Annotated in this window: 17 protein-coding genes and 1 pseudogene; 10 read left to right on the top strand and 8 right to left on the bottom strand. The window is 40.6% G+C overall.

What is annotated here, in order from left to right; translation table 11 throughout:
• Positions 1-6 precede the first annotated feature (6 nt).
• The 3 genes from BM528_RS03620 to BM528_RS03610 are packed head-to-tail and all read left to right on the top strand — an operon-like array spanning position 7 to position 3,826.
• Positions 7-1,725: an ABC transporter ATP-binding protein gene (locus tag BM528_RS03620; protein ID WP_071978701.1), complete on the top strand. Its 1,719-nt coding sequence runs from the start codon at positions 7-9 to the stop codon at positions 1,723-1,725.
• Between the two features lies 1 nt (position 1,726).
• Positions 1,727-2,449 (top strand): subtilisin-like serine protease QhpE, encoded by a 723-nt coding sequence (gene qhpE, locus BM528_RS03615; RefSeq protein ID WP_071978700.1) that lies wholly within the window; start codon positions 1,727-1,729, stop codon positions 2,447-2,449.
• 42 nt (positions 2,450-2,491) lie between these two features.
• Positions 2,492-3,826 (top strand): MFS transporter, encoded by a 1,335-nt coding sequence (locus BM528_RS03610; RefSeq protein WP_196897291.1) that lies wholly within the window; start codon positions 2,492-2,494, stop codon positions 3,824-3,826.
• Between the two features lie 108 nt (positions 3,827-3,934).
• Here BM528_RS03610 and BM528_RS03605 read toward each other — a convergent pair whose 3' ends face one another.
• Positions 3,935-5,380 carry an arylsulfatase gene (locus BM528_RS03605; protein ID WP_071978699.1) on the bottom strand — a complete coding sequence of 482 codons (1,446 nt, stop codon included), beginning with the start codon at positions 5,378-5,380 and terminating at the stop codon, positions 3,935-3,937.
• A gap of 205 nt (positions 5,381-5,585) precedes the next feature.
• Here BM528_RS03605 and BM528_RS03600 point away from each other — a divergent pair, with 205 nt between their 5' ends.
• Positions 5,586-5,954 (top strand): hypothetical protein, encoded by a 369-nt coding sequence (locus BM528_RS03600; RefSeq protein WP_071978698.1) that lies wholly within the window; start codon positions 5,586-5,588, stop codon positions 5,952-5,954.
• A 29-nt stretch (positions 5,955-5,983) separates the two neighbouring features.
• Here BM528_RS03600 and BM528_RS03595 read toward each other — a convergent pair whose 3' ends face one another.
• Positions 5,984-7,024, bottom strand: a complete 1,041-nt coding sequence (locus BM528_RS03595; protein ID WP_071978697.1) for an AraC family transcriptional regulator — start codon at positions 7,022-7,024, stop codon at positions 5,984-5,986.
• Positions 7,025-7,285: 261 nt separating this feature from the next.
• Between BM528_RS03595 and BM528_RS03590 the strand changes: the two genes are divergently transcribed.
• The 4 genes and pseudogenes from BM528_RS03590 (at position 7,286) to BM528_RS03575 (ending at position 13,459) form a co-directional block, all read left to right on the top strand.
• Positions 7,286-9,649, top strand: a complete 2,364-nt coding sequence (locus BM528_RS03590; protein WP_071978696.1) for a TonB-dependent receptor — start codon at positions 7,286-7,288, stop codon at positions 9,647-9,649.
• A gap of 224 nt (positions 9,650-9,873) precedes the next feature.
• Complete coding sequence (locus BM528_RS03585) at positions 9,874-11,322, top strand: flavin monoamine oxidase family protein (RefSeq protein ID WP_071978695.1); 1,449 nt, start codon at positions 9,874-9,876, stop codon at positions 11,320-11,322.
• A gap of 24 nt (positions 11,323-11,346) precedes the next feature.
• Positions 11,347-11,766 (top strand): c-type cytochrome, encoded by a 420-nt coding sequence (locus tag BM528_RS03580; protein ID WP_071978694.1) that lies wholly within the window; start codon positions 11,347-11,349, stop codon positions 11,764-11,766.
• Between the two features lie 43 nt (positions 11,767-11,809).
• A pseudogene (locus tag BM528_RS03575) lies at positions 11,810-13,459 on the top strand (AMP-binding protein).
• Between the two features lie 397 nt (positions 13,460-13,856).
• Here the strand turns inward: BM528_RS03575 and BM528_RS03570 are convergent.
• The 5 genes from BM528_RS03570 to rplM form a co-directional block, all read right to left on the bottom strand.
• Entirely contained in the window at positions 13,857-14,921 is a 1,065-nt protein-coding gene (locus BM528_RS03570) for a patatin-like phospholipase family protein (RefSeq protein ID WP_071978693.1), read from the bottom strand.
• Positions 14,922-14,972: 51 nt separating this feature from the next.
• The gene (locus BM528_RS03565; RefSeq protein WP_071978692.1) at positions 14,973-16,184 is read right to left on the bottom strand and encodes an acyl-CoA dehydrogenase family protein; all 1,212 of its coding nucleotides are present in this window, start codon (positions 16,182-16,184) and stop codon (positions 14,973-14,975) included.
• A gap of 127 nt (positions 16,185-16,311) precedes the next feature.
• A protein-coding gene (locus tag BM528_RS03560; RefSeq protein ID WP_085929716.1) for an IS3 family transposase occupies positions 16,312-17,486 on the bottom strand; the annotation gives its coding sequence in 2 pieces (ribosomal slippage) (positions 16,312-17,216 and positions 17,216-17,486; 1,176 coding nt in all).
• 151 nt (positions 17,487-17,637) lie between these two features.
• Positions 17,638-18,030, bottom strand: a complete 393-nt coding sequence (rpsI, locus tag BM528_RS03545) for a 30S ribosomal protein S9 (protein WP_071978691.1) — start codon at positions 18,028-18,030, stop codon at positions 17,638-17,640.
• Positions 18,031-18,042: 12 nt separating this feature from the next.
• On the bottom strand, positions 18,043-18,471 hold the full coding sequence (gene rplM / locus BM528_RS03540) for a 50S ribosomal protein L13 (protein WP_071978690.1): 429 nt from the start codon (positions 18,469-18,471) through the stop codon (positions 18,043-18,045).
• Between the two features lie 315 nt (positions 18,472-18,786).
• Here rplM and BM528_RS03535 point away from each other — a divergent pair, with 315 nt between their 5' ends.
• Complete coding sequence (locus BM528_RS03535; RefSeq protein ID WP_071981137.1) at positions 18,787-19,734, top strand: transporter substrate-binding domain-containing protein; 948 nt, start codon at positions 18,787-18,789, stop codon at positions 19,732-19,734.
• 74 nt (positions 19,735-19,808) lie between these two features.
• Complete coding sequence (locus BM528_RS03530) at positions 19,809-20,975, top strand: hydroxymethylglutaryl-CoA reductase (RefSeq protein ID WP_071978689.1); 1,167 nt, start codon at positions 19,809-19,811, stop codon at positions 20,973-20,975.
• Between the two features lie 71 nt (positions 20,976-21,046).
• Here BM528_RS03530 and BM528_RS03525 read toward each other — a convergent pair whose 3' ends face one another.
• Positions 21,047-21,439, bottom strand: coding sequence for a YbaN family protein (locus tag BM528_RS03525; protein WP_232230568.1), 393 nt, complete (start codon positions 21,437-21,439; stop codon positions 21,047-21,049).
• Positions 21,440-21,524 lie beyond the last annotated feature (85 nt).

Here is a 21,524-nt window from a genome sequence, read left to right as displayed (position 1 = left end):
ATTTTGATGTCTAATCTAGCTTCTTTTGTTAGCGAAAATCGTACTATAGAACAGCATTCAGCATTTGCATGGTTATTTCGCTTTGTCACGCCCCATAACAAACGAGTCTTTGGTTTATTTTGCTTATCACTCGTTGCTTCCTCATTAGCGCTTTTACAACCATACCTAACTAAGCAAGTGATTGACGAAGGCTTGATCGCTAAACAATTTGATCTACTGCTACAGTTTTCGTTAATGCTACTTAGCTTAGGTGTTTTTTCTACCTTATTGTCTGGCGTTTCTCGGTATTTTCATACGCAAATCTCAGGCAATATTTTATTTGATCTTCGTGAGAGTGTTTATCAGCATTTGCAAACATTATCACCGAGTTTTTACGGTAGGCAGCGGGTCGGTGATATTTTGTCGCGCTTAGATGGTGATATTGCTGAAATTCAACGCTTTGCTCTTGATGGCTTATTTTCGTTAGTTAGCGCGGTGATTGGTCTTGTTGGCTCGATTGTCTTTTTGTTTTATTTAAATTCATCATTGGCGCTTATTGCCTTTGTTTTATTACCACTAGAGTGGGGCTGGCTTAAATTTATGCGCCCTAAGGTGGAAATTAAAACTCGTAAGATGCGCGAGCGGGCAGCAGATATTTCTTCGTTTTTAATTGAAACTTTACCGGCAATGAAGTTTATTCAAACGGTATCGGCAGAAGCACGTGAGGCAAAACGCTTACAAGGCCTAAACCATAACTACCTTAATACCTTATTAGGGCTGCAAGTTACAGAGTTTGCAACAAGCTCAGTACCGACAATACTGACAACACTAAGCCGTACTTTAGTATTTATTATTGGCGGTTATTGGGTGATTAACGATCAAATGGCGTTAGGTTCGCTTATCGCGTTTTCTGCTTATTTAGGCATGGCGGTAGGTCCAGTACATACGCTATTAGGCTTATATGTTGCGATTAAACGTGTTCGAGTCAGCTTAGACCGCGTACAAGAATTAACGTTAACAAAAGCAGATGTCGAGCCAGCTCAATCAAAAGAACAACCGTTAATTATTGAGGGTAATATTAGCGCTCATTCATTGGCTTTTTCTTACCCTAATAGCAATCAAGTAGTATTTAGTGACGCAACTTTTACGATTCCATCAGGGGCAAAAGTGGGTGTGTTTGGACCATCTGGCATAGGTAAAAGTACTCTTGTCGATTTACTGTTAAGACATTTTGAGCCAACTGATGGCAAGATTGAAATTGATGGTGTTGATTTAACCAAGTTAGATTTAGCCAGTTGGCGAAAACAAGTAGCGCATGTTGCCCAAGAATTGGTGCTATTTCGTGGAACGCTGCGAGAAAACATTCGCTATGCGGCACCTAATGCAACAGATGAACAAGTGAACCAAGCAGTAGAGCAAGCCGAATTAACAGGCTTTATTTCACAATTACCGCAAGGGTTAGATACAGTTATTGGTGAGCGAGGGGCAAGGCTTTCTGGCGGGCAAAAACAGCGTATTGCGCTTGCTAGAGCACTCTTGCAACAACCAAGCATACTCATCTTAGATGAAGCGACTTCAGCTGTAGATAGTCAACAAGAACACAAATTGATGACCGTTATTGATAAGTTATTTGCTAATAAAACTCGACTGATTGTTAGTCATCGAGAGCAACCGATTCAAGATGCAGATTATTTATTAACGATTGTCGATGGCACGATTGAATTTCGCAGTGGAGTAAAGCAGTAATATGTTAATAGGGGTGATTGACTCTGGCTTTTTGGGGTCAGATGTAAATGACGGTAAAGACAATAACCTATATCAGCAACAGGGTTTTTACCTTGAAAATGACCAGGTTGAAGCTAAGCCAACCACAGGTGATATGCTAGGTCATGGTACTGTCATTACAGAATCTATCTTAACGCAAGTTCCTGATGCACAAATTGCCATGGCGCAAGTGTTTCATCAAAGACTGGTAACAACACCGCTACAAATTGTTGCTGCGATTGATTGGCTAATCAGTCTCAATGTTTCTGTCATTAATATGAGCTTTGGCTTACCTAATGATCGACAACTATTACATGAGGCGGTAAAGCGAGCTAGAGACAACAACATCATAGTCGTTGCGTCGTCCCCTGCGCGTGGAAATTTAGTTTTTCCGGCAGCTTATCCAGAAGTGGTCAGTGCGACAGGTGATGCCCGCTGTCAGCCTGATGAGTTTTCATGGCTTAATACTAAACAAGCGGATTTTGCTGCTTGTGTCCGTTCTTCTAATCCTAACGTTATTGGTGCAAGTGTTGGTTGTGCCAATGTCGCAGGGCATATCGCCCGTTATGTAAAACAAGCGAGTGTAATTGATTTAACTCAGATGACAGAATGGCTTAAAGAGCATGCCAAATACTGGGGTTTAGAAGATAGAGTTGAGCTTCGAAGAAAAAGCACAAAACCATTGAATAAGACGATGATTTTTTAGTCGTTAGAAATAATTATAAAAACAAGCAAGCTAGGGGGAAGGATGAGTACTAATGTCAGTGCTTTAGAGACAATTCACCAAGAGCCAATGGCAAAGAGACAATGGCTGATTGTTGCTTTGTGTATCGGGATATTAGCATTAGATGGCTATGATGTTTTATCTATCGCTTTCGCCGCGCCCGGCATGACCGCTGAATGGGGCTTATCTAAAACCGTTCTTGGTATTATCTTACCACTAGAGCTAGTCGGTATGGCGTTTGGTTCAATTATTCTAGGTAGCGTAGCAGATAGCCATGGTCGTAGGCCGACTATGCTGATTGGCTTAGTTATTTTAACTATTGGCATGGAAGTGGCTGCACTTGCCCCTAATATTTGGGTGTTAGGTGTAGCCCGGGTATTTACCGGTATTGGTATAGGTGGCTTACTAGCTGCGGCAACTGCGACGACATCGGATTATTGTAATAATAAAAACCGCGCTTTAGCGGTAACCTTAGTTGCCGGTGGCTTTGCCTTTGGCATTTATGCCGGTGGCTTTGCCTTTGGCATTTATGCCGGTGCGACATTTTTAGCGCCACTACTTAAGCAATACGACTGGCGCGTGACATTTCATTTAGGGGCAGCTCTAAGTCTTGTTTTTATTCCGCTTGTTTATTTTTGGGTTCCTGAAACCATTAGCTTTTTAGAACGAAAACGCCCAACAGGGGCATTGCAACGTATTCAACAGATTATGGTAAAGTTAGGGCATAGTGCACCTGAGACGTTGCAAGAAATTAGTGAAAAAAAAGGAGAACCAGAAGGGACTAAAAACTTATTTAAAGGGACTATGGTAGCCACTACTTGTATATTGATTTTTGCCTACTTTGGTAATGTCGGTACGTATTATTATTTTGTCAAATGGCTACCAACCATAGTTTCTGATCTAGGACATAACGCCTCAAACGCAACTAAGGTCTTAGGAGTTATCAGTCTTGGCGGTGTACTTGGCTCTGTTGGTATCAGTGTTGTTGCTCGTTTTGCTCCAATAAAAATATTAATGATTTTTTGTTTAATTACTGCAGCAATTGGCGTTGCCTTATTTCCGTATTTTACTGAAACATTGGAGTCGATGAAGGTGATTGGTTTTATCACCGGTGCGTTAATTTTTGCCGCAATTTCCGGTTTCTTTGGCTTATTTGCTTCATCATTTCCGTCTTCGCTATTAGGCTCTGGGTCTGGCTTAGTGCTAGGTATTGGTCGAGGCGGGGCAGTATTAGGGCCGATGCTCCCTGGCTTTTTATTTGCCGCTAACTTACCTTTGACAATGGTGGCGTTAATAATGGCAACTGGTTCATTTATCGCAGGTGTTACCATTTTATTTCTTAAACAAAAAGCAGCTTGAACAATGCTTTAAATTTATTGTACCAAGGTGTTTTTGAAATTTTTATCACCAGTTGCTATGTCATTTACAACTGGTGATAAGAATAAGGATTAAAGTTAAGAAAAGCGTTTAATTCTTTTTAGTGTTAGGTGGGATATAAGGGTCTTTAGTTCCAGGCTTAATTGGTGGGTATTGTGCAAATGAGCGTTTATGCTCCGCTAGTAATTTATGAGCAGCTTTAGGCACCCAACTGTTTGAAAGGATGACATTGTCCCTTTCTTGTGGATCGCTTAACAAATTATAAAGTCTTGGCAGTTCATAGGTGCGTACTTCGGTAAAAGCCGTTTCTTGCTCCTTTAAGTGAATTTTCCAATTTTTCCATTTTACGCCATATATTTCATTACCCATGTAAACAATAAAGCCATCACGACCTGATTTTTTTTCTTTGCCAGTAAAAAAGTCAGTCATGTTAATGCCATCAATGGCTCTGTCTTGAGGGATTTGTTCACCGGCTAGGTGAGTTAATGTTGGGAAAATATCCATTGCATGAACAATTTCGTCACTGACACGACCGGGCTTTATTTTTTCAGGCCAGCGCATGGCAAAGGGCACGCGTAATGCGCCTTCAAAACCAGTAAATAAAGTGCCGCGCCAAGGTCCTGCTGAGCCATGAAATGCGTTTTCAACGGTTAGCGTATTGTTACCGTAGCTAGTAGCTTCAGGGCCATTATCCGCGGTAAAGATAACAATGGTATTGTCTTTGATGTCTAAATCATCAATTGTTTTTAGTATTTGTCCTGTGTAATTATCAATTTGGGTTAACATATCTGCCCATTGCCCTTTACCTGACACTCCTCTAAAATCTGGATGAGTCATGGTCGGAAAGTGAGTCGCAGTATAGGGAATAAAAGCAAAGAATGGTTGCTGCTTTTTAGCTTTTCGGGTGATGAATTCGATGGCTTTATCGGTAATATCTTTGTCGATAATAGGTCGATAATCTAGTCGGTAGGGGCGTACCTTTTTGGGTATTTGCCCTTTAAGCCCTGACATTACATAGGTTTCAGATACACCACTGTCGGCAAACCCTTGCTGGGTAAAGTAAACGGATTCATCACTAGAATTCGGGATACCAAACCATTCATCAAAACCTTGATCTGTTGGAAACCTGCCTGGTGTACGACCTAAATGCCATTTACCAAAAATACCTGTGGTATAACCGGCGTTTGAAAGCGTTTCTGCTAAGGTGACTTCCCAGTTAACCAGACCGTAGATATTATTACCGATCGGCACTTTACTATTACCACTTCTAAAGGCATAGCGTCCAGTCATCAGTGCTGAGCGAGAAGGCGTACATTGAACTTCAACATTGAAGTTAGTTAAACGCAAGCCTTCATTGGCAATTGTATCTAGGTTTGGTGTTGCCGCCCCACGCACAATACCGCCGCCATTAAAGCCCGGCTCTCCCCAGCCAAAATTATCCAGAAATACAAGTACGATATTAGGTTTATTTTGTGACATAGCTTTAATGGATGTTAGCGACAACATCAACACTAAAATAAGCTTAAAAAGCCTCATATAATTAGCTCCTTTGATTGTTTGAAGTTACCTTACTCTCTATTAAAGAAAATGATATTGATAATATACGCCATGTAGTTGTTAATTTACGCCACTTTAGCTGTTTGTAATGGCGCGTATTGTCAATGGTATGGCGTGTAAAGGTAATGTTTATTCGCTTTTATTATTTAAGCTGTCAGGCATGTATTTTTAATGAGAACAAATCATGTCAATTACTGTTTTTACCAAGCCAAAATCTATTTTATCGATTGTTGTGGCTTTAGTTTTTATCTTTGATGCTAATCTTATTATGCAATTATTTGGTATGTCTTTAGATGACGCAGGTATTATGATGACGCGCATTTTAGGCGGGGCATACTTAGGTTTAGGTATTAGCTTCTGGTTTATCAACGGGCCTGATGATATTGATAAAAAGTCAGCTTACCTGTACGGCTTTAGTGAAGGGATTGCATCTCTTGCTTGTCTAGCGGGAACACTAAATGGTGCGATGAATGCTGCCGGCTGGATATTTGTTGTCGGATATTTAGCGTTTTCTTTGTGCTTTTTCTGGGTAGCAACTAAAGCACAAGGTTAATTTTTTATCAGATTAAAGCTCCACTCTTATTAAAAATAGCGATTGGAGCTATAATCTATATCAACGTATTTTTCTCTAAATTGAATCGGCGTATAACCTGTTTTTTTCTTAAACATGCGATCAAATGAGCTAGTTTCAGAAAAGCCCATTTGAATAGCAATTTCATAAATACTTGTATGGGTTTTACATAACGCAGTTTTCGCTAATTCTTCTATGACGTCAGCTTTAATTTCTCTTAAACTGGTATTGATACTAGAAAGGTGCCTAACTAAGGTTCTTTGGGATACATTTAACTGCCTTGCGATATTAACTGAATTACAGTTTCCGCTAGCAAGTGATGAAGCAATACAAGCCCGTACCTTACTAAATAAATCGTTAGTCCTATTATTGTAGTTACTTAGCATTTGGTGAATTTCAGCTTTCATTAACTCCAATAGCTCAGGATCAGTTTCATTGATTACCGTTTTTAAGAGTTTGGTTTCAAAAAATATACTATTGGTAGGTTGATCAAATTTAATATTTTCACCGTACTCTTCATAGAGTCTAGACATATCATCAGGCTTTGAATAAGAGACATTAACTCTATTCGGACGCCAATCGCTGCCGCTACACTCTTTAATCATATCGACGAACATTTTTAATGTATAGTCAACGTCAATGCGTGTTCCTGCTTTTGTTGGAACCAAAATATTATACTTTATCTCACTTTCGATAGTGCCTACATTTAAATGCAAGTCTATAGCTGTAGTCATTAAAGACTGGTATTGAATCAGGGTATCGATAAAATCTTTAAAGGTTGGGGTTTGATAAGCAATTAATGTCACCGGGCCTAAATCACCAGGTTGAGCGTTGCTTGATAAATCAAAACCGAGGTTCGGGTTATTCTCTGCCTTACCTAAAAAGTCTAATAAAATTAATACATTTGGATATGGCATCAGTTTTAGGTTAGAGGTTGGAGACTTTTTATCAAGTCCAGCACCCTCTAATATTTGTGTCTTTGTATAGCCTTTCTCAAGCATATAGTCACTCAGCCACTCAGCCGGCAAAACCGGCTTTTGATAATTACTCACAATATATCCTTTGTATCATTTCAATCAGTTCATTTAATAGGCATAATTTTTATAAGGCTTTTATTAATAAAAATAAACTATATTGTTCTTAAATGGCTTAAAAGGTCAATCGTAAGGCGTAATATGTCTATTTGGTGGCGTGTTACGGTAATTTTTTGGCGTTAATAGTCAACAGGTATATCTATTTTTTCATTTAGTCTTGGTCTCGATAATAAAAATTACATTTTAATTTAGGTCTGCTAAATAAAACGGGAAAGTGACATGAACAAACAATTTTACCTCTCAGCGGTTGCAGCAGCCGTATCACTAGCAACAACAGTTCAGGCGGCAGAGATAGAAACAATCGAAGTGACAGCTACAAAACGTGTAGAAAACGCACAATCTATACCTGTTTCTGTCTCAGCATTAAGTGCTGATGAACTTAAAAATCTAAAAATACGAGATACCACAGAGATTTCAGCACAAGTCCCAAATATGCAAATTTCTACACCCGGTGGAGATAGTTATCCTGTAATATCGATACGTGGTATCTCAATGGATGATTACAGTATTAACCAATCGAGCTCAGTTGCCATTTATGTCGATGAAGTCTACAAAGGCAACCCTTCTCTACAAAGTGGTCAAATGTTCGATCTACAAAGAATTGAGGTGTTAAGAGGGCCACAAGGTACATTATTTGGTAAAAACTCTACCGGTGGTTTAGTTAACTTTATTACTAAAGGACCATCTTGGGATACAGGTGGCTATTTAACAGCGGGTATTGGTAACAATAATCGTAAAGAAGTAAAAGGCGCGTACGAAACTGAATTATCAGATAAATTAGCGGTACGTGTTGCCGGTACTTTTACTGAAATGGACGGTTGGAAGAAAAACTCATTCCCAGGTGCAGCAGACAGTAATGCGATAGATGAGTGGGCAGCTAGAGCAACCTTCAATTATTTGCCCACTGATGATGTAGATATCACGCTAAAAGTTGCAGCAAGTAAGGCAAATCCGTACAACTACGCATATACCAATATTCCGGGTGAAGCAGGTTATGGCGCAGGGTATTATGAACTATTTAATAACGCTGAAGTTGGTTTGCCTGCGTTATTTGGTGTAACACCACCTGAAGGGGCTCCACAAAATTCTTACTTTGTACCCGAAGGGCAAGATTTCGATGAAATTCAAGAAGACCATGTATTAAAACGTGAAATTGAAAATAGTAGCGCATCACTAAATATTGTTTGGGATGTAAGTGATGAATACAGCTTAACGTCAATCACTTCTTTTGATAGTGGCGATATTACTATTCCAGAAGGTGATGGCTCTCCGAATCAGGTCAATAGTGTGGTAGTTTCAGGCGATACCACCCAGTTTACTCAAGATTTACGCTTAACTAGCAACTTAGATGGACCATTTAATTACATTGTTGGTGCATTCGTATCAAAAGAAGAAATTGATGCACCGACAAGCCTTAGTTTATTTCAAGATTTAGATTTAAATGTTGATGGTAACTTAGATTACCTTGATTGTTACGATCCTCTCGCTGCGGCATTCGGTTTAGAGATGTCGCCAAATGGTCAACAAGTTGAAGAGGCTTTATTAACGGAAGGAGCAAGCTTAGGCTTATTTGCTAGTTTAGGTTGTAGTTTACAAAATGACTATACCCAAGAAAAAACGAGCTTAGGTTTATATTTTGATGGTAGCTATGACTTAACTAAAGATACCAAGCTTCGATTTGGTGCTCGCTCAACAAATGATGTTATTGAGTTATCTAATTTCAACGCAGGCTACTACGGCAGTGACGGTACTTTAGTTGTGCCAACTATCGCCCAAGAGCTATTGCCAGAAGATGAAATTGATGAGAATGAATGGTCAGGCAAGGTAAGTGTTGATCATATCTTGTCAACAGGTGATCTGGTGTATGTAAGTTACAATCGAGGTTATCGCTCTGGTGCCTTTAACGGTCAGTCATTTAACGACCCATCAGAAGCTGCGCCAGTAGATCCTGAAATCTTAGATGCCTTTGAGCTTGGTTTTAAAGCGGACTTTTTAAGTCGTCAACTTAGAATTAATGGTGCAGCTTTCTATTACGACTACGAAGGACAGCAGTTTATTAATGTTGATCCAAACACAGCGGCGCAAACGTTACAAAATATCGATAGCTCAACCATTAAAGGTTTAGAGTTTGATATTACCGCAGCGTTAACAGACGATTTAATGCTAAGAGCGGGCTTTGGTTACTTAGATACTGAAGTTGATGGCGGTGTTATTAGTGGTGTTGATGTATCTGGTAATCAGTTAACACAAAGCCCTGAATACAACGCCAATATTGGTTTAGATTATAACCAAACACTGGGCGATTCTGGCTCTATTAATTGGCATGTCGATGGGACTTGGTCTGATAAATACTATTTTGATATTCACAATACAGAAGCTATTGCTCAAGATGCGTATGCAGTTGTAAATGCTAGAGTGACATGGACATCACCTGATGAAGGTTATGAGATTGCCATTTGGGGTAAAAACTTAACTGATGAAGAGTATCTTACTAAAGCATTCGACTTAAGTGGCTTTGGCGGCGTAATGGCCCATTACGGGCAACCAGTAAGTTATGGTGCTGAGCTAACTGTAAACTTTTAAAAGATAAGGAGTTAGCATTTAAGCTAACTCCTTTATTTCATTAAATATTAATTTTACCAGTCGTAATCATCCTTTTATCTAAATTACTAAATAGGATGTAGTAGTTACCTATTTATGTAATTGCTAGATATCTATCTTTCCAATAAACATTTTATACGTTTAGTGATTGCAGATTGTTTTTAGAAGGTGTTACAGATTAATGAATCAAATTCGGAGCAAACCTTATGTCAAAAAATGATGACGTAAATAACTTAAACAGAAGAAAGTTTTTAAAGAGCGCGGCAACCATAGGTGCAACGACCGTAGTTGCTGCGGGTACTGCGTTATCAACAACGGCCAATGCACACGATGCTAAACCAAGTTCATCTAATTCAGAGTTTGATTATGATGTAGTAGTGATTGGTGGCGGTTATGCAGGGGTTACAGCCGCAAGAGATGCGAAAAAGAACGGCCAAAGCGTACTCGTATTAGAAGCTCGTAATCGTTTAGGTGGACGTACTTTCGCTAGTGAACTCGATGGCGACCCTGTTGAGTTAGGTGGTCTTTGGGTACATAACACACAGCCATTTGTTTGGGCTGAAATTGAGCGTTATGGCATGAAAATCAAAGAAACACCGGGTGCAGCGGCAGAGGCAATGTTTGTTGTTGAAGAAAATGGTAAGCGTAATGCGTTAACCCTTGAGCAGTTCGGTGAAATTATTGCCGGTTGGGAAAAGTACAATGCTAGAGCACGTGAAATTGTTCCTCGCCCGTACGATATCCTTTATAACAAAGAAGCTGCACTTGCTGCTGACAAAGTTAACGCTATTGATTTTCTCGATCAAAATGGTTTTACGCCACTGCAACATGCTTTTAATAAATGCATGATAGAAGTTGTCGGTCATCGTTCTCCGATGGAAATGTCTTATATTGATGTGATGCGTTATCACTTAGTCGGTGGTGGCTGTTTTGCTACCTTTATGGATTCAACAACACGCTTTAAATTAGCCGATGGCACTAATAGCTTAATTGAAAAAATGATAGATGATGGTAAACCAGAAGTGCGTTTATCGACACCAGTTAAGTCTGTTCAAGACAAAGGTAATAAAGTTGTCGTAACAACAGTCCGTAATGAAAAAATCACTTGCGGCAGTGTTATTAGCACCTTACCAATGAATAGCATTACGCAAGTAGCTTTTGAACCAGCACTCCCTAAAGCGGTGCACCAAGTAGCAAAAGAGCGTGCCCCAGGCAGTGGTGTTAAGCTGTATATTAAAGTTAAAGGCGATATCGGTAATGTTGCGTCACTTGCGCCAAGTCGAGCGATTAACTTTGCTATGACTTACCAACAAGCGAAAGATTACACCATCTTAGTTGCCTTTGGTAATGATCCAGAAAAATTAGATATCTACGATGACGAGGCTATAGAAGAAGCGTTATCACTACTTATTCCTGACGTTAAAGTACAAAGCACTATGGCATATGATTGGAATAACGATCCATATTCAATGGGGACTTGGGGTATTTATCAAACTGGTTGGTTAAATAAATACTACCAAGATTTACAAAAAGAGCAGGGACGTGTTTTCTTTGCCTCAGGGGATCATGGCGAAGGCTGGCGTGGCACTATTGATGGTGCTATCGCCGCTGGCGCAAGAGCTGCACGAAAAGTTAACGACTTATTAAACAGTTAGTGTTAAGCCGGTAGAGGAAAAACAATGCAGTTATTTAATAAATCCAGCTTGTTAGCAACGGCTCAAAAAGCCTATAAACAGCAATCAAAGTTTTCTTTGCTGACCGTTACGCTGTTATTTTCAAGTGTTACTAGTGCGCAAAACTGTGATTTACAGCAAGCTAAAAAGCAGTTTAACAAATGTATCGCATGCCATGATGTGAAAGAGGGGGTCCATAAAATGGGACCATCTCTTCACCAAGTTATCGATAGAAAGGCGGGTACTCAGCCAGGTTTTTATTACTCAGAAGCAATGAAAAATAGTGATATTACTTGGACCAAAGAAAACTTATCGCAATTTCTTAAAAAACCAAAAGACATGGTTAAAGGCACAACAATGCCCTTTAGCGGCATTAAAAAACAGGCACAAAGAGATGCCATTATTTGCTATTTAGGACAACAGTAAATCATTAAAGGTAAATATTTTGGCAGTATTAACTCAAAGTTATATGACAGGGGAAAGCTCTGGACAATTGCTTTATCAAACAATTGGTCATTGCTTTGATGAGGTCGTTAATCAATATCCTGAAAATGAAGCGCTCGTTGTTTTACATCAAGGTATTCGTTGGACATATCAGGAGCTTAAAACACAAGTTTAACGCCTTGCAACAGGCTTGCTTGCATAAGGTATAGAAAAAGGTGATCGCGTAGCTATTTGGGGTCCAGATAGCTACGAATGGGTACTGACTCAATTAGCAACAGCTAAAATTGGCGCTATTATGGTGTGTATTAACCCAGCATATCGCCTACACGAATTAGAGTACGCACTAAATAAGGTGGAATGTAAGGCGATCATTACCGCAGAATCTTTTAAAAGTTCTCGGTATTTGGATATGTTAAATGAATTAGCTCCTGAGCTTAAAACTTGCCAACGGGGTCAGTTAACAGCGGTTAAACTTCCTCATTTAACTACTGTAATACGAATGGGCACCGAGCAATGTTCAGGTATGTTCAATTTTGAACAAGTTTGTGGAAAAGGAGAGCAAAAGCACTATCAATTTCTTGAACAGTTAGGTTCTGAATTACAGCCTGATGATGCGATTAATATCCAGTTTACTTCTGGTACTACAGGCTATCCTAAGGGGGCAACCTTAAGCCATAATAATATTTAAAATAACGGCAATAACACGGCTAATGGTATGGAGTTTAGTTATAAAGACAGACTGTGTATCCCTGTACCTCTATATCATTGCTTTGGTATGGTGTTAGGTGTGTTGGCCTGTATTACTAAAGGCGCAACTATGGTGTTTCCTAATGATGCTTTTGATCCAAAGTCGACACTAGAAGCTGTTCATAAAGAGCGTTGTACTGCGCTTCATGGTGTGCCAACCATGTTTGTGATGGAATTAGAACATCCTAATTTTGAACAATATGATTTAACCTCATTAAGAACAGGCGTTATTGCGGGTGCGCCATGTGCAGAAGAGTTAATGAACAACATCATTAATAAAATGCATATGGAAAACGTATTAATTGGTTACGGTCAAACAGAGTTAAGCCCATTAAATCATATGACTTTACCAAATGATAGTTTGAAAAATCGAACACAAACAGTAGGCCGAGCTATTCCCTATGTGGAAATTAAAATTGTTGATGGCGATGGAAAAGTTGTGCCTATCGGTGAGCAAGGTGAAATTTGTACCCGTGGTTATTCGGTAATGTCTCATTATTGGAACGATGAAGAGAAAACAGCAGAAACGATTAAAAATGGCTGGCTGTATTCAGGTGATTTGGGCACTATGGATAAACATGGCTATGTTCGTATTACAGGACGCATAAAAGACATGGTAATTCGTGGTGGTGAAAATATTTATCCACGAGAAGTAGAGGAGTTTCTTTATACACACCCTAAAATTTCTGAAGTTCAAGTGTTTGGCGTACCAGATGATAAAATGGGAGAAGAAGTGTGTGCTTGGGTACAAATCAAAGATGGCGAACAGCTGACAGAGGACGAAGTTAAAGACTTCTGTCAAGGGCAGATTACTCACTTTAAAATTCCAGGTTATGTGCGCTTTGTCAGTGAATATCCGATGACGGTTACCGGTAAAATCCGCAAAATTGAAATGCGAGAAATGATGGTTAAAGAACTAGCTAGCTAAGTAGCTAGTTTTAGGGCGTGTTGATCTTTCGAGATTAAATTTTGTTCTTTTTAAAAGCGATTTAATCGCGGCGTAGCGAGCAATGTATAGTTATTCTATATGCGAGAGCTACAACAAAGAGTAAATCGCTTTTAAATGAATCCAAATGACAACGTTTGTTTGGCATTTCTACTAGGTTTTCACCTTTTAATGTGGAATAACCACACGGCAAAGGCTCTGCCTTGTATAAATACCAAACAAACAGTTGCAAAAGTAACCCTGAAAGATCAACACGCCCTAGTAACTTTTAAAAAATGCCTCAGCACTTAGTTAAGTGTTGAGGCATTTTTATTGGCTAAAGCTTTAACGCAATCAATAACGTTGTGAAGGTTTATATTGAACAATCGGATTTGTTCACTTAATTACGTATTAGATCACTCATCGGTTTTATTCTGTCTAGCTTTTGCTTATTCATAAATTCATCAAAACTAATTGCTAGTTGCTCGCTTTGTTTGAGCACGTGTTGCCAATTCTTTATACGTTGTTCAGTTTCAATATCGGAAAAATCAGTTCTATCTGGAATTTTCTGATTAGGCAGTGATTGTATAAACGCTTTTGAAGGGCAGATAACGACCGTATTTTGATAATTTTCTTGGTGTACGCTTCGCTTTAAGTTTTTATCAAACCATCCTGCTTTTATATTGGCGCTAAAGTGAGGGTATAGCGTTAACCCTGGGTTATGAACTTTGATATCAAAGTGATAGTCAATGATGCCTCCGTCTCGATACATGCCATTTGGCGATCCTGGGATGTTTTCAATACCTGACATGACTAAGGGTATAGAACCTGAAGCCAATAGCGCTCCACGAAGGTTATCTTGTGTTAAATATTCTATTTGTGTGGTAAAGCCGGAAGGATCTGATATGGCTAAATCACTTGATTGTGGTTGATAGATAAAGCGCTGGTACTGACCTGATAATAGGCGTCGTGAAATTTTATTTTTAATAAAGCTGCTGGTTAGCCCTAGTATTTGTAATGCTTTATTTTCTCTTGCAACTAAACCACGGCACTTGGCAACGATAAAGTGTGATCTAAACACTGGGTTATGGATAATTTCTTTAACGCCATTATCACCTAATGAGTAATCAAGCATTTCCTGAGCAGATACTGAAATCTCACTTGCAGTTGGTTTGGTTGTGGCATAGCGCGCTTGTGAATAGTTTTCAGCAAGACGAGATATTGCAGCAACCGGATCATTTTGACCAAAACATGCGGCTCTAAACGCGCCTGCGCTAGAGCCAATAATATTAAGAGGATTTGTTCTCGAGTTAAAAAATTCGCCAAAAACGTATTTGTCTAAACCAAATAATGTGAACCATTTCGGACCACCACTAGCGCCAAGAAAGGTGTTGAATAGTTCTTGGCTAAACCCACGTTCTTGAATTGTTTTTAACGCGGTGTCTCCGGCGTAAATCTCTAACATAAATTTCAGTTTTATTTATTCAACAATACGTTATGCAAGCTTTTTACACGATTACTTACTGTAGTGTCTAGCTAAGTTTCTACCTAATTGCATCATGTGTACTTGATCTGGTCCATCTGCTAGTCGCAAAGTGCGTTGTCCTGCAAATTGATGTGCTAAGAAAGTATCTTGGCTTACTCCTACCGCGCCGTGTATTTGAATTGCTCTATCAAGGACATCAAGCGCTACATTTGGGGCTACAATTTTAATCATTGCAATAAGGTCTTTTGCCGCTTTATTTCCCACAGTATCCATTTTTTGTGCCGCTTTAAGCGTTAACAAACGTGCTTGTTCAATTTGACACGCCGATTTAGCGATATCTTCACGAACAGATTGTTGTTTTATCATCGATTGACCGAACACTACTCGGTTGCTTGCTCGTTGGCACATTAGCTCGAGTGCGCGTTGTGCAGCGCCAATTGATCGCATACAGTGATGAATACGTCCAGGACCTAATCGTCCTTGTGCGATTTCAAAGCCGCGACCTTCACCTGCGATGATATTATCAACGGGTACCCGCACATTATCAAAAATCACTTCTGCATGTCCTTCAGGGGAGTCGTCATAACCAAATACTTTCATTGGACGAGTGATGTTAACACCTGGTGTATTGATAGGAACGAGGATTTGCGATTGTTGTATGTGGCGGTTTTCATTGTCAGGGTCTGTTTTACCCATGACGATTAAAATTTTGCATTGTTCTCGACATGCGCCGCTAATATAGAATTTTTTGCCAGAGATAACGTACTCATCACCATCTCGAATAATTCGAGTTTCTATATTTGTTGCATCACTTGAAGCGACATCAGGCTCTGTCATGGCAAATGCCGATCTAATATCGCCGCTTAGTAGTGGCTCTAACCATTGTTGTTTTTGTTGTTCACTGCCGTATTTAGCTAATACTTCCATATTGCCCGTGTCAGGTGCACTGCAATTAAATACTTCCGGTGCCCAATATACTTTACCCATAATCTCAGCTAAAGGCGCGTACTCTAGATTTGTTAATCCTGGGCTATAGTCTCCGTAAGATAGAGGTAAGAATAAATTCCATAACTTTGCTTTTTTTGCTTTGGCTTTTAACTCTTCCATTATGGCTGGGGTTGTCCAAGGATTTTGCTCAACTTGTTGCTGATATAACGCCTCATTCGGGTAAACATGCTCATCCATAAAAGCAGTTAACGTTGCCATTAATTGTTTTACTTTATCGCTATATTCAAAATCCATGATTATTCCTGTAGTTATTTGTCTTTTAACTTATGTATATGGACATGCTATTTGTGCTACGTTAATTACACAAATGAATATTAGTTATCTGTTAGTTGACGTGGTCAACCAAAATTGACCAACCCAGTTAAGCTACTTTTTTCAATTTCTTCATGTCCGCCTCATATTGATTTGGACTTCTGTAATCTAGATACGAATGCAACCGTTCAGGATTATAAAATGTTGTGATGTATCGCAGCATATCCTGCTGTGCTTCATAACGAGTTTGGTATTGCTTCCAATGCACCAGTTCTTGCTTCAAGCTACCGAAGAAACTCTCAACAACACTATTATCCCAACAATCACCTTTTCGACTCATACTGCCAACAAATTGGTGTCCTTTAAGCAAGCGCCGATAGTCTGCACTCGCATATTGGCTGCCGCGATCTGAATGGACAACCAATCCGGCTTTTGGATTCCGCTGCCATATCGCCATCGTTAGCGCATCACATACTAATTTAGCTTTCATTCTTGAACCCATACTCCAGCCAACGACTTTCCTTGAGTAAAGATCAATAACAACGGCCAAATATAACCAGCCTTCTTGTGTCCAGATATAAGTAATATCCTGCACATAAGCTAGATTGGGTGCATCAACATCAAATTGTCTGTCGAGCACATTGTCAAATATTGGTAACGTGTGGTTGCTGTTTGTCGTGACCTTATATTTTTTCTTGTAGCGAACTTGCACGCCTGCTTCTTTCATCAGTCGGCGTGTAAGACGCCTACCAATAGGATAGCCCAAACAATTCAGTGCTTTTTGCATCCGTCGACTGCCATAACTATGCTCACTGGCTTTGGCAATCTTGTGCATCCATTCTACTATTTCTTTTCGCTTGTCATCATCCGTTGTAGGTTGATGTTGAGTTTTCATATATCTATAAAACCCATTGCGCTTTACGCCTAGTAACCGGCACAACCGATCAACAGGATAGGTATTCTTTCGCTCGGCGATAAACGCGTATTTCACTTCATTTCTTTGGCGAAGAATACAGATGCTTCCTTTAGGATGCGTTTGTCCATTTCAAGCTGTTTCACCTGTGCTTTCAGCTTTCTGATTTCTGCCTGCTCTGGCGTCAGTTTACCGTTTCCTCTGAACGCATGGCCGTCATCATCTTGTTGAAACTCTTTGACCCAGCGGCCAATGATTTGCTGACTCACATCCAACATTTTTGCGACTTCAGAGCGCGTGTGACCTTGGTCTAGCACCAGGCTCACAGCATCCAGTTTAAATTCTTTCGTATACCGCTTTCTTCCGGCCATTTACTTTCTCCAGCTAACGCCCTTGCCATTCGGATTATCTTCCCCTCAGTCAGGGTGATTCAGGTTTCTTTCAACCTGACGGGTTTGCCAGCTTCGCTGGGCAAACAAAAAACCCGGCATAGCCGGGCTTTTGCAATACAAAAAACGTCGATTAACGTTTTGAGAATTGTGGACGCTTACGCGCTTTGTGTAGACCCACTTTCTTACGTTCAACCTGACGAGCGTCACGTGTAACGAAGCCAGCTTTACGAAGTGCTGGACGTAGCGCTTCATCATACTCCATAAGAGCACGAGTGATGCCGTGGCGAATTGCGCCAGCTTGACCATTTGAACCACCACCTTTTACAGTGACGTATAGGTCGAACTTTTCTAGCATTTCTACAAGTTCTAGTGGTTGACGAACAACCATACACTCTGTTTCGCGACCAAAGTACTCGTCAAGAGCACGTTTGTTTACCTGAATGCTACCTGTGCCTGGACGCAGGAAAACACGAGCGGTAGAACTTTTGCGGCGGCCGGTGCCGTAGTATTGAGTATCTGCCATGTCGATTTCCCCTTAGATGTCCAAAACTTGTGGTTGCTGTGCTGCATGATTGTGCTCTGCACCAGCGTAAACTTTCATTTTGCGGAACATTGCACGGCCTAGAGGACCTTTTGGCAGCATTCCTTTAACTGCTTTTTCGATAACCATTTCTGGTTTGAAAGCTAGCAGTTTTTCAAAGTTCGTTTCTTTTAGACCACCTGGATAGCCGCTGTGCGCATAGTACATTTTGTTCAATGCTTTACGGCCAGTAACCGTAATTTTGTCAGCATTAACAACAATAATGTAGTCACCAGTGTCCACGTGAGGCGTGTACTCTGGCTTGTGCTTGCCGCGAAGGCGCAATGCGATTTCTGAAGCCAAACGGCCTAGAGTTTTGTCTGTGGCGTCTACCACGTACCAGTCACGTTGTACCGTTTCTGGCTTTGCAACAAAAGTTTTCATTTAAATATCACCCGAATAATATCGTCGTTACTGATTTCTGAACACCAGAAATCACCATAAAATCAACTCGTAGACCCCTTCGAGTCTGCTGATTCTTCCACCTTCCCAAAGGTGGGCGTAACTGGGCAGGGCGCGAATTATACAGATTTTATAGCAAATGCGAACCCCCTACCGTGAAAAAATGCACAGTTTTTCTGCATCAAACCATGACTTTTGCAAAAACATAAGATAATGTCTATCTGCTCTAAATTTATACAACTCGAACTTAGTTGCCAGTACCCAAATAAAACAAATAAAACAAATAAAAAAATAATAATGAATATCGCCATCAAAGCATTTTTACTACTAAGCATCGCTGCAAGCACTGCTTTAACTAACGCGGCTATCGCATCTTCGTCGGCTGCTAATACAGTAGTTCTAACCCGCGCGTTCGCTGATGATACTTACGGGGAATACCAAATAACGGTATTAAAAAGAGCACTTGACGTAACCCCTGAATACGGAGATACCACACTAAAATTGCATCCGCAGCCCATGTCGCAGAGCAGGCAAATGCGCACTCTACTCAATGGCAAAGCGGATGTTATGTGGAGCGTTACAAGCCAGTCGCGAGAAGAAAAACTCATACCTGTGCGTTTACCACTTCTTAGAGGCTATTCTGGGCATCGCGTTTTTGTGGTCAACCCTGCTAAGCAAACCGAGTTTCAGCGCGCAACCTCCCTTGATGAGCTTAAACAAAAACAATTTGTTCAAGGTGCTGACTGGCCTGATTTTACGATACTTGAGGCCAACGGATTTGGTGTAATAGGCGAAACTTGGAGCACATGGTTTACATCTATGTACTTGCTAGTAGAACGTGATGTTGTTGACGGATTCCCGCGTAACGTCATTGAAATTCACGATGGTATACGCCGGCTAAACAGCAAAAAACTCACCATTGAGGGCCGTCATCTACTTTCTTACCCTAACTATGAGTATTTTTTTGTCCGTGGAGACAGACAAGCCTTAGCGGACAGGATACGTCTTGGGCTTATCAGATTAATTAAGTCTGGCGAACTAGCACAAATATTCAATAGCATTGAGACACACCAGTTAGCCAACGAGATCGTTAACGATACCAATAGGCTTGTGCACAAGTTAAATAATCCTCTTATTTCTTATCGGCTCAATTATGCCGACTGGATTAATACACCCGAGCTTGCCGTAAAAGCAATGGAAAAAGAGATAGGCTATATGTCTCTAGCAATAGATAGTAGTGATTAGTATATATAACCGTTTTTCAGTTCCAAAACACCCCTGTTGCTTTCATGATACCTAAAACAAAAAAAGGAACGCTCATGCCCAAAATACCACGCTCTTCAACTCAAGATTACTCCGCAGCCATGAGCGAACAGCGACGAGATTTTATTGAAACGCAAACCAAAGCGTCACTTTCTAACGTGGGTCACTTCTCAATTTCGCCAGAATCACTTGCTGGAAACATAGAAAACTTCACTGGCGTAGCCCAAGTTCCTATTGGATTCGCCGGTCCTATGTTAGTGAACGGAGAGACGGCAGAGGGTGAATTTTATGTTCCTATGGCCACTACAGAAGGTACATTGGTGGCTAGTTACAGCAGAGGTATGCGCTTAACGCGAGAAGCTGGAGGAATTACAACAACTGTTATTGATGACGCTATGCAGCGCGCTCCTATGTTTGCATTTGCAGACGCAAGAGAAGCATTAGCATTTGGAAAGTGGGTTATTCAGCACTTTGATACCATCAAGCAGGCTAGCGAAGAAACGACGAAAGTTGGCCAGTTAAGGGATATCGAGCAGCATGCGGTTTCGAAACTACGCTGGCTTCGCTTTAATTTTACCTGTGGCGATGCGGCAGGTCAGAACATGGTTAGCAGGGCAACCAAAGCGGGCTGCGATTGGATACTGGAGAACTACCCCGGCAAGGTAGAACACTTTGTATTAGCAGCCAATATGGACACAGATAAAAAGCACTCTCATTTAAATTCTTTGCATACCCGAGGGAAACGAGTAGTTGCTGAAATTACATTACCTAAGCAATTAATGACAGATATTATGCACTGTCCACCGGAAGCACTTTTTAAACAACGCCAGTACTCAAACATGGGCGCGTTTATGGCAGGTAGTGTTAATAACGGCGCCCACTTTGCCAATGGCATTACCGCAATGTTCATTGCCTGCGGCCAGGATGTCGCCAATGTTGCAGAGTCTTCTGCTGGCTTTACCTATGCAGAAATTTTGCCTAATGGTGATTACTATTTCTCAGTCACCATTCCTTCTCTTATCGTTGCTACCTACGGCGGGGGAACTGGTTTAGCTACTCAGCACGAATGCCTAGAAGTGTTAGGTTGTACAGGGAAGGGGAAAGTGAATAAATTTGCGGAGATAGTTGCGGCGACGGTGTTATGTGGAGAGCTTTCACTCGGATCAGCAGTTGTTGCTGACGAATGGGTTTCTAGCCATGAAAAGTTGGGCAGAAACCGATAAATACTGAATCTCAGGCCTGACTATATGGTGGCAGTGCCTAGGCTTGCAGTGCTTAAATTAGGCTCTGAGCACTAAACTTTGATTGAATCTGGCCGGGTTATAACAAAATAGGCGCCTATACCCATAAATAAAGCTACACCTCCATGGGCATAAATAGGCGCATTCACAAAAACACAGAAAGCGATAAAACTAAGTAGCATGCTGCAACAGGCAATGCACTTAGTGCGTTTTGATATGGCCCCATTTTTTTGCCATGCGCTTAATGTAGCGCCGTACTTTGGATGATTTAGCAGCCACTGCTCAAGTTTTGGCGATGAGCGTGTAAAGCAGTAAAGCGCGCCTATAAGAAACACAGTAGTGGGCATTACGGGAAGAAAAGCACCAATAATGCCTAGTAGCGTAAAAAATACGCCAAGCGCAGTAAAAACTGGCTTACTTATTTTATCTACGATGCTAATGCTCACTAACACCCCTTAAAACAGTACAAATTAGCAATTGATACAGCACTAAAGACAATCTGCACTGCAATAAATAGCAGGACCTGAGAGA

The sequence above is a fragment of the Alteromonas sp. RW2A1 genome, from assembly GCF_001886475.1.
Classification (GTDB): Bacteria; Pseudomonadota; Gammaproteobacteria; order Enterobacterales; family Alteromonadaceae; genus Alteromonas; species Alteromonas hispanica.
The sequence above is the reverse complement of the archived record's forward strand: the minus strand, read 5'-3'. Positions and strand labels throughout refer to the sequence as shown.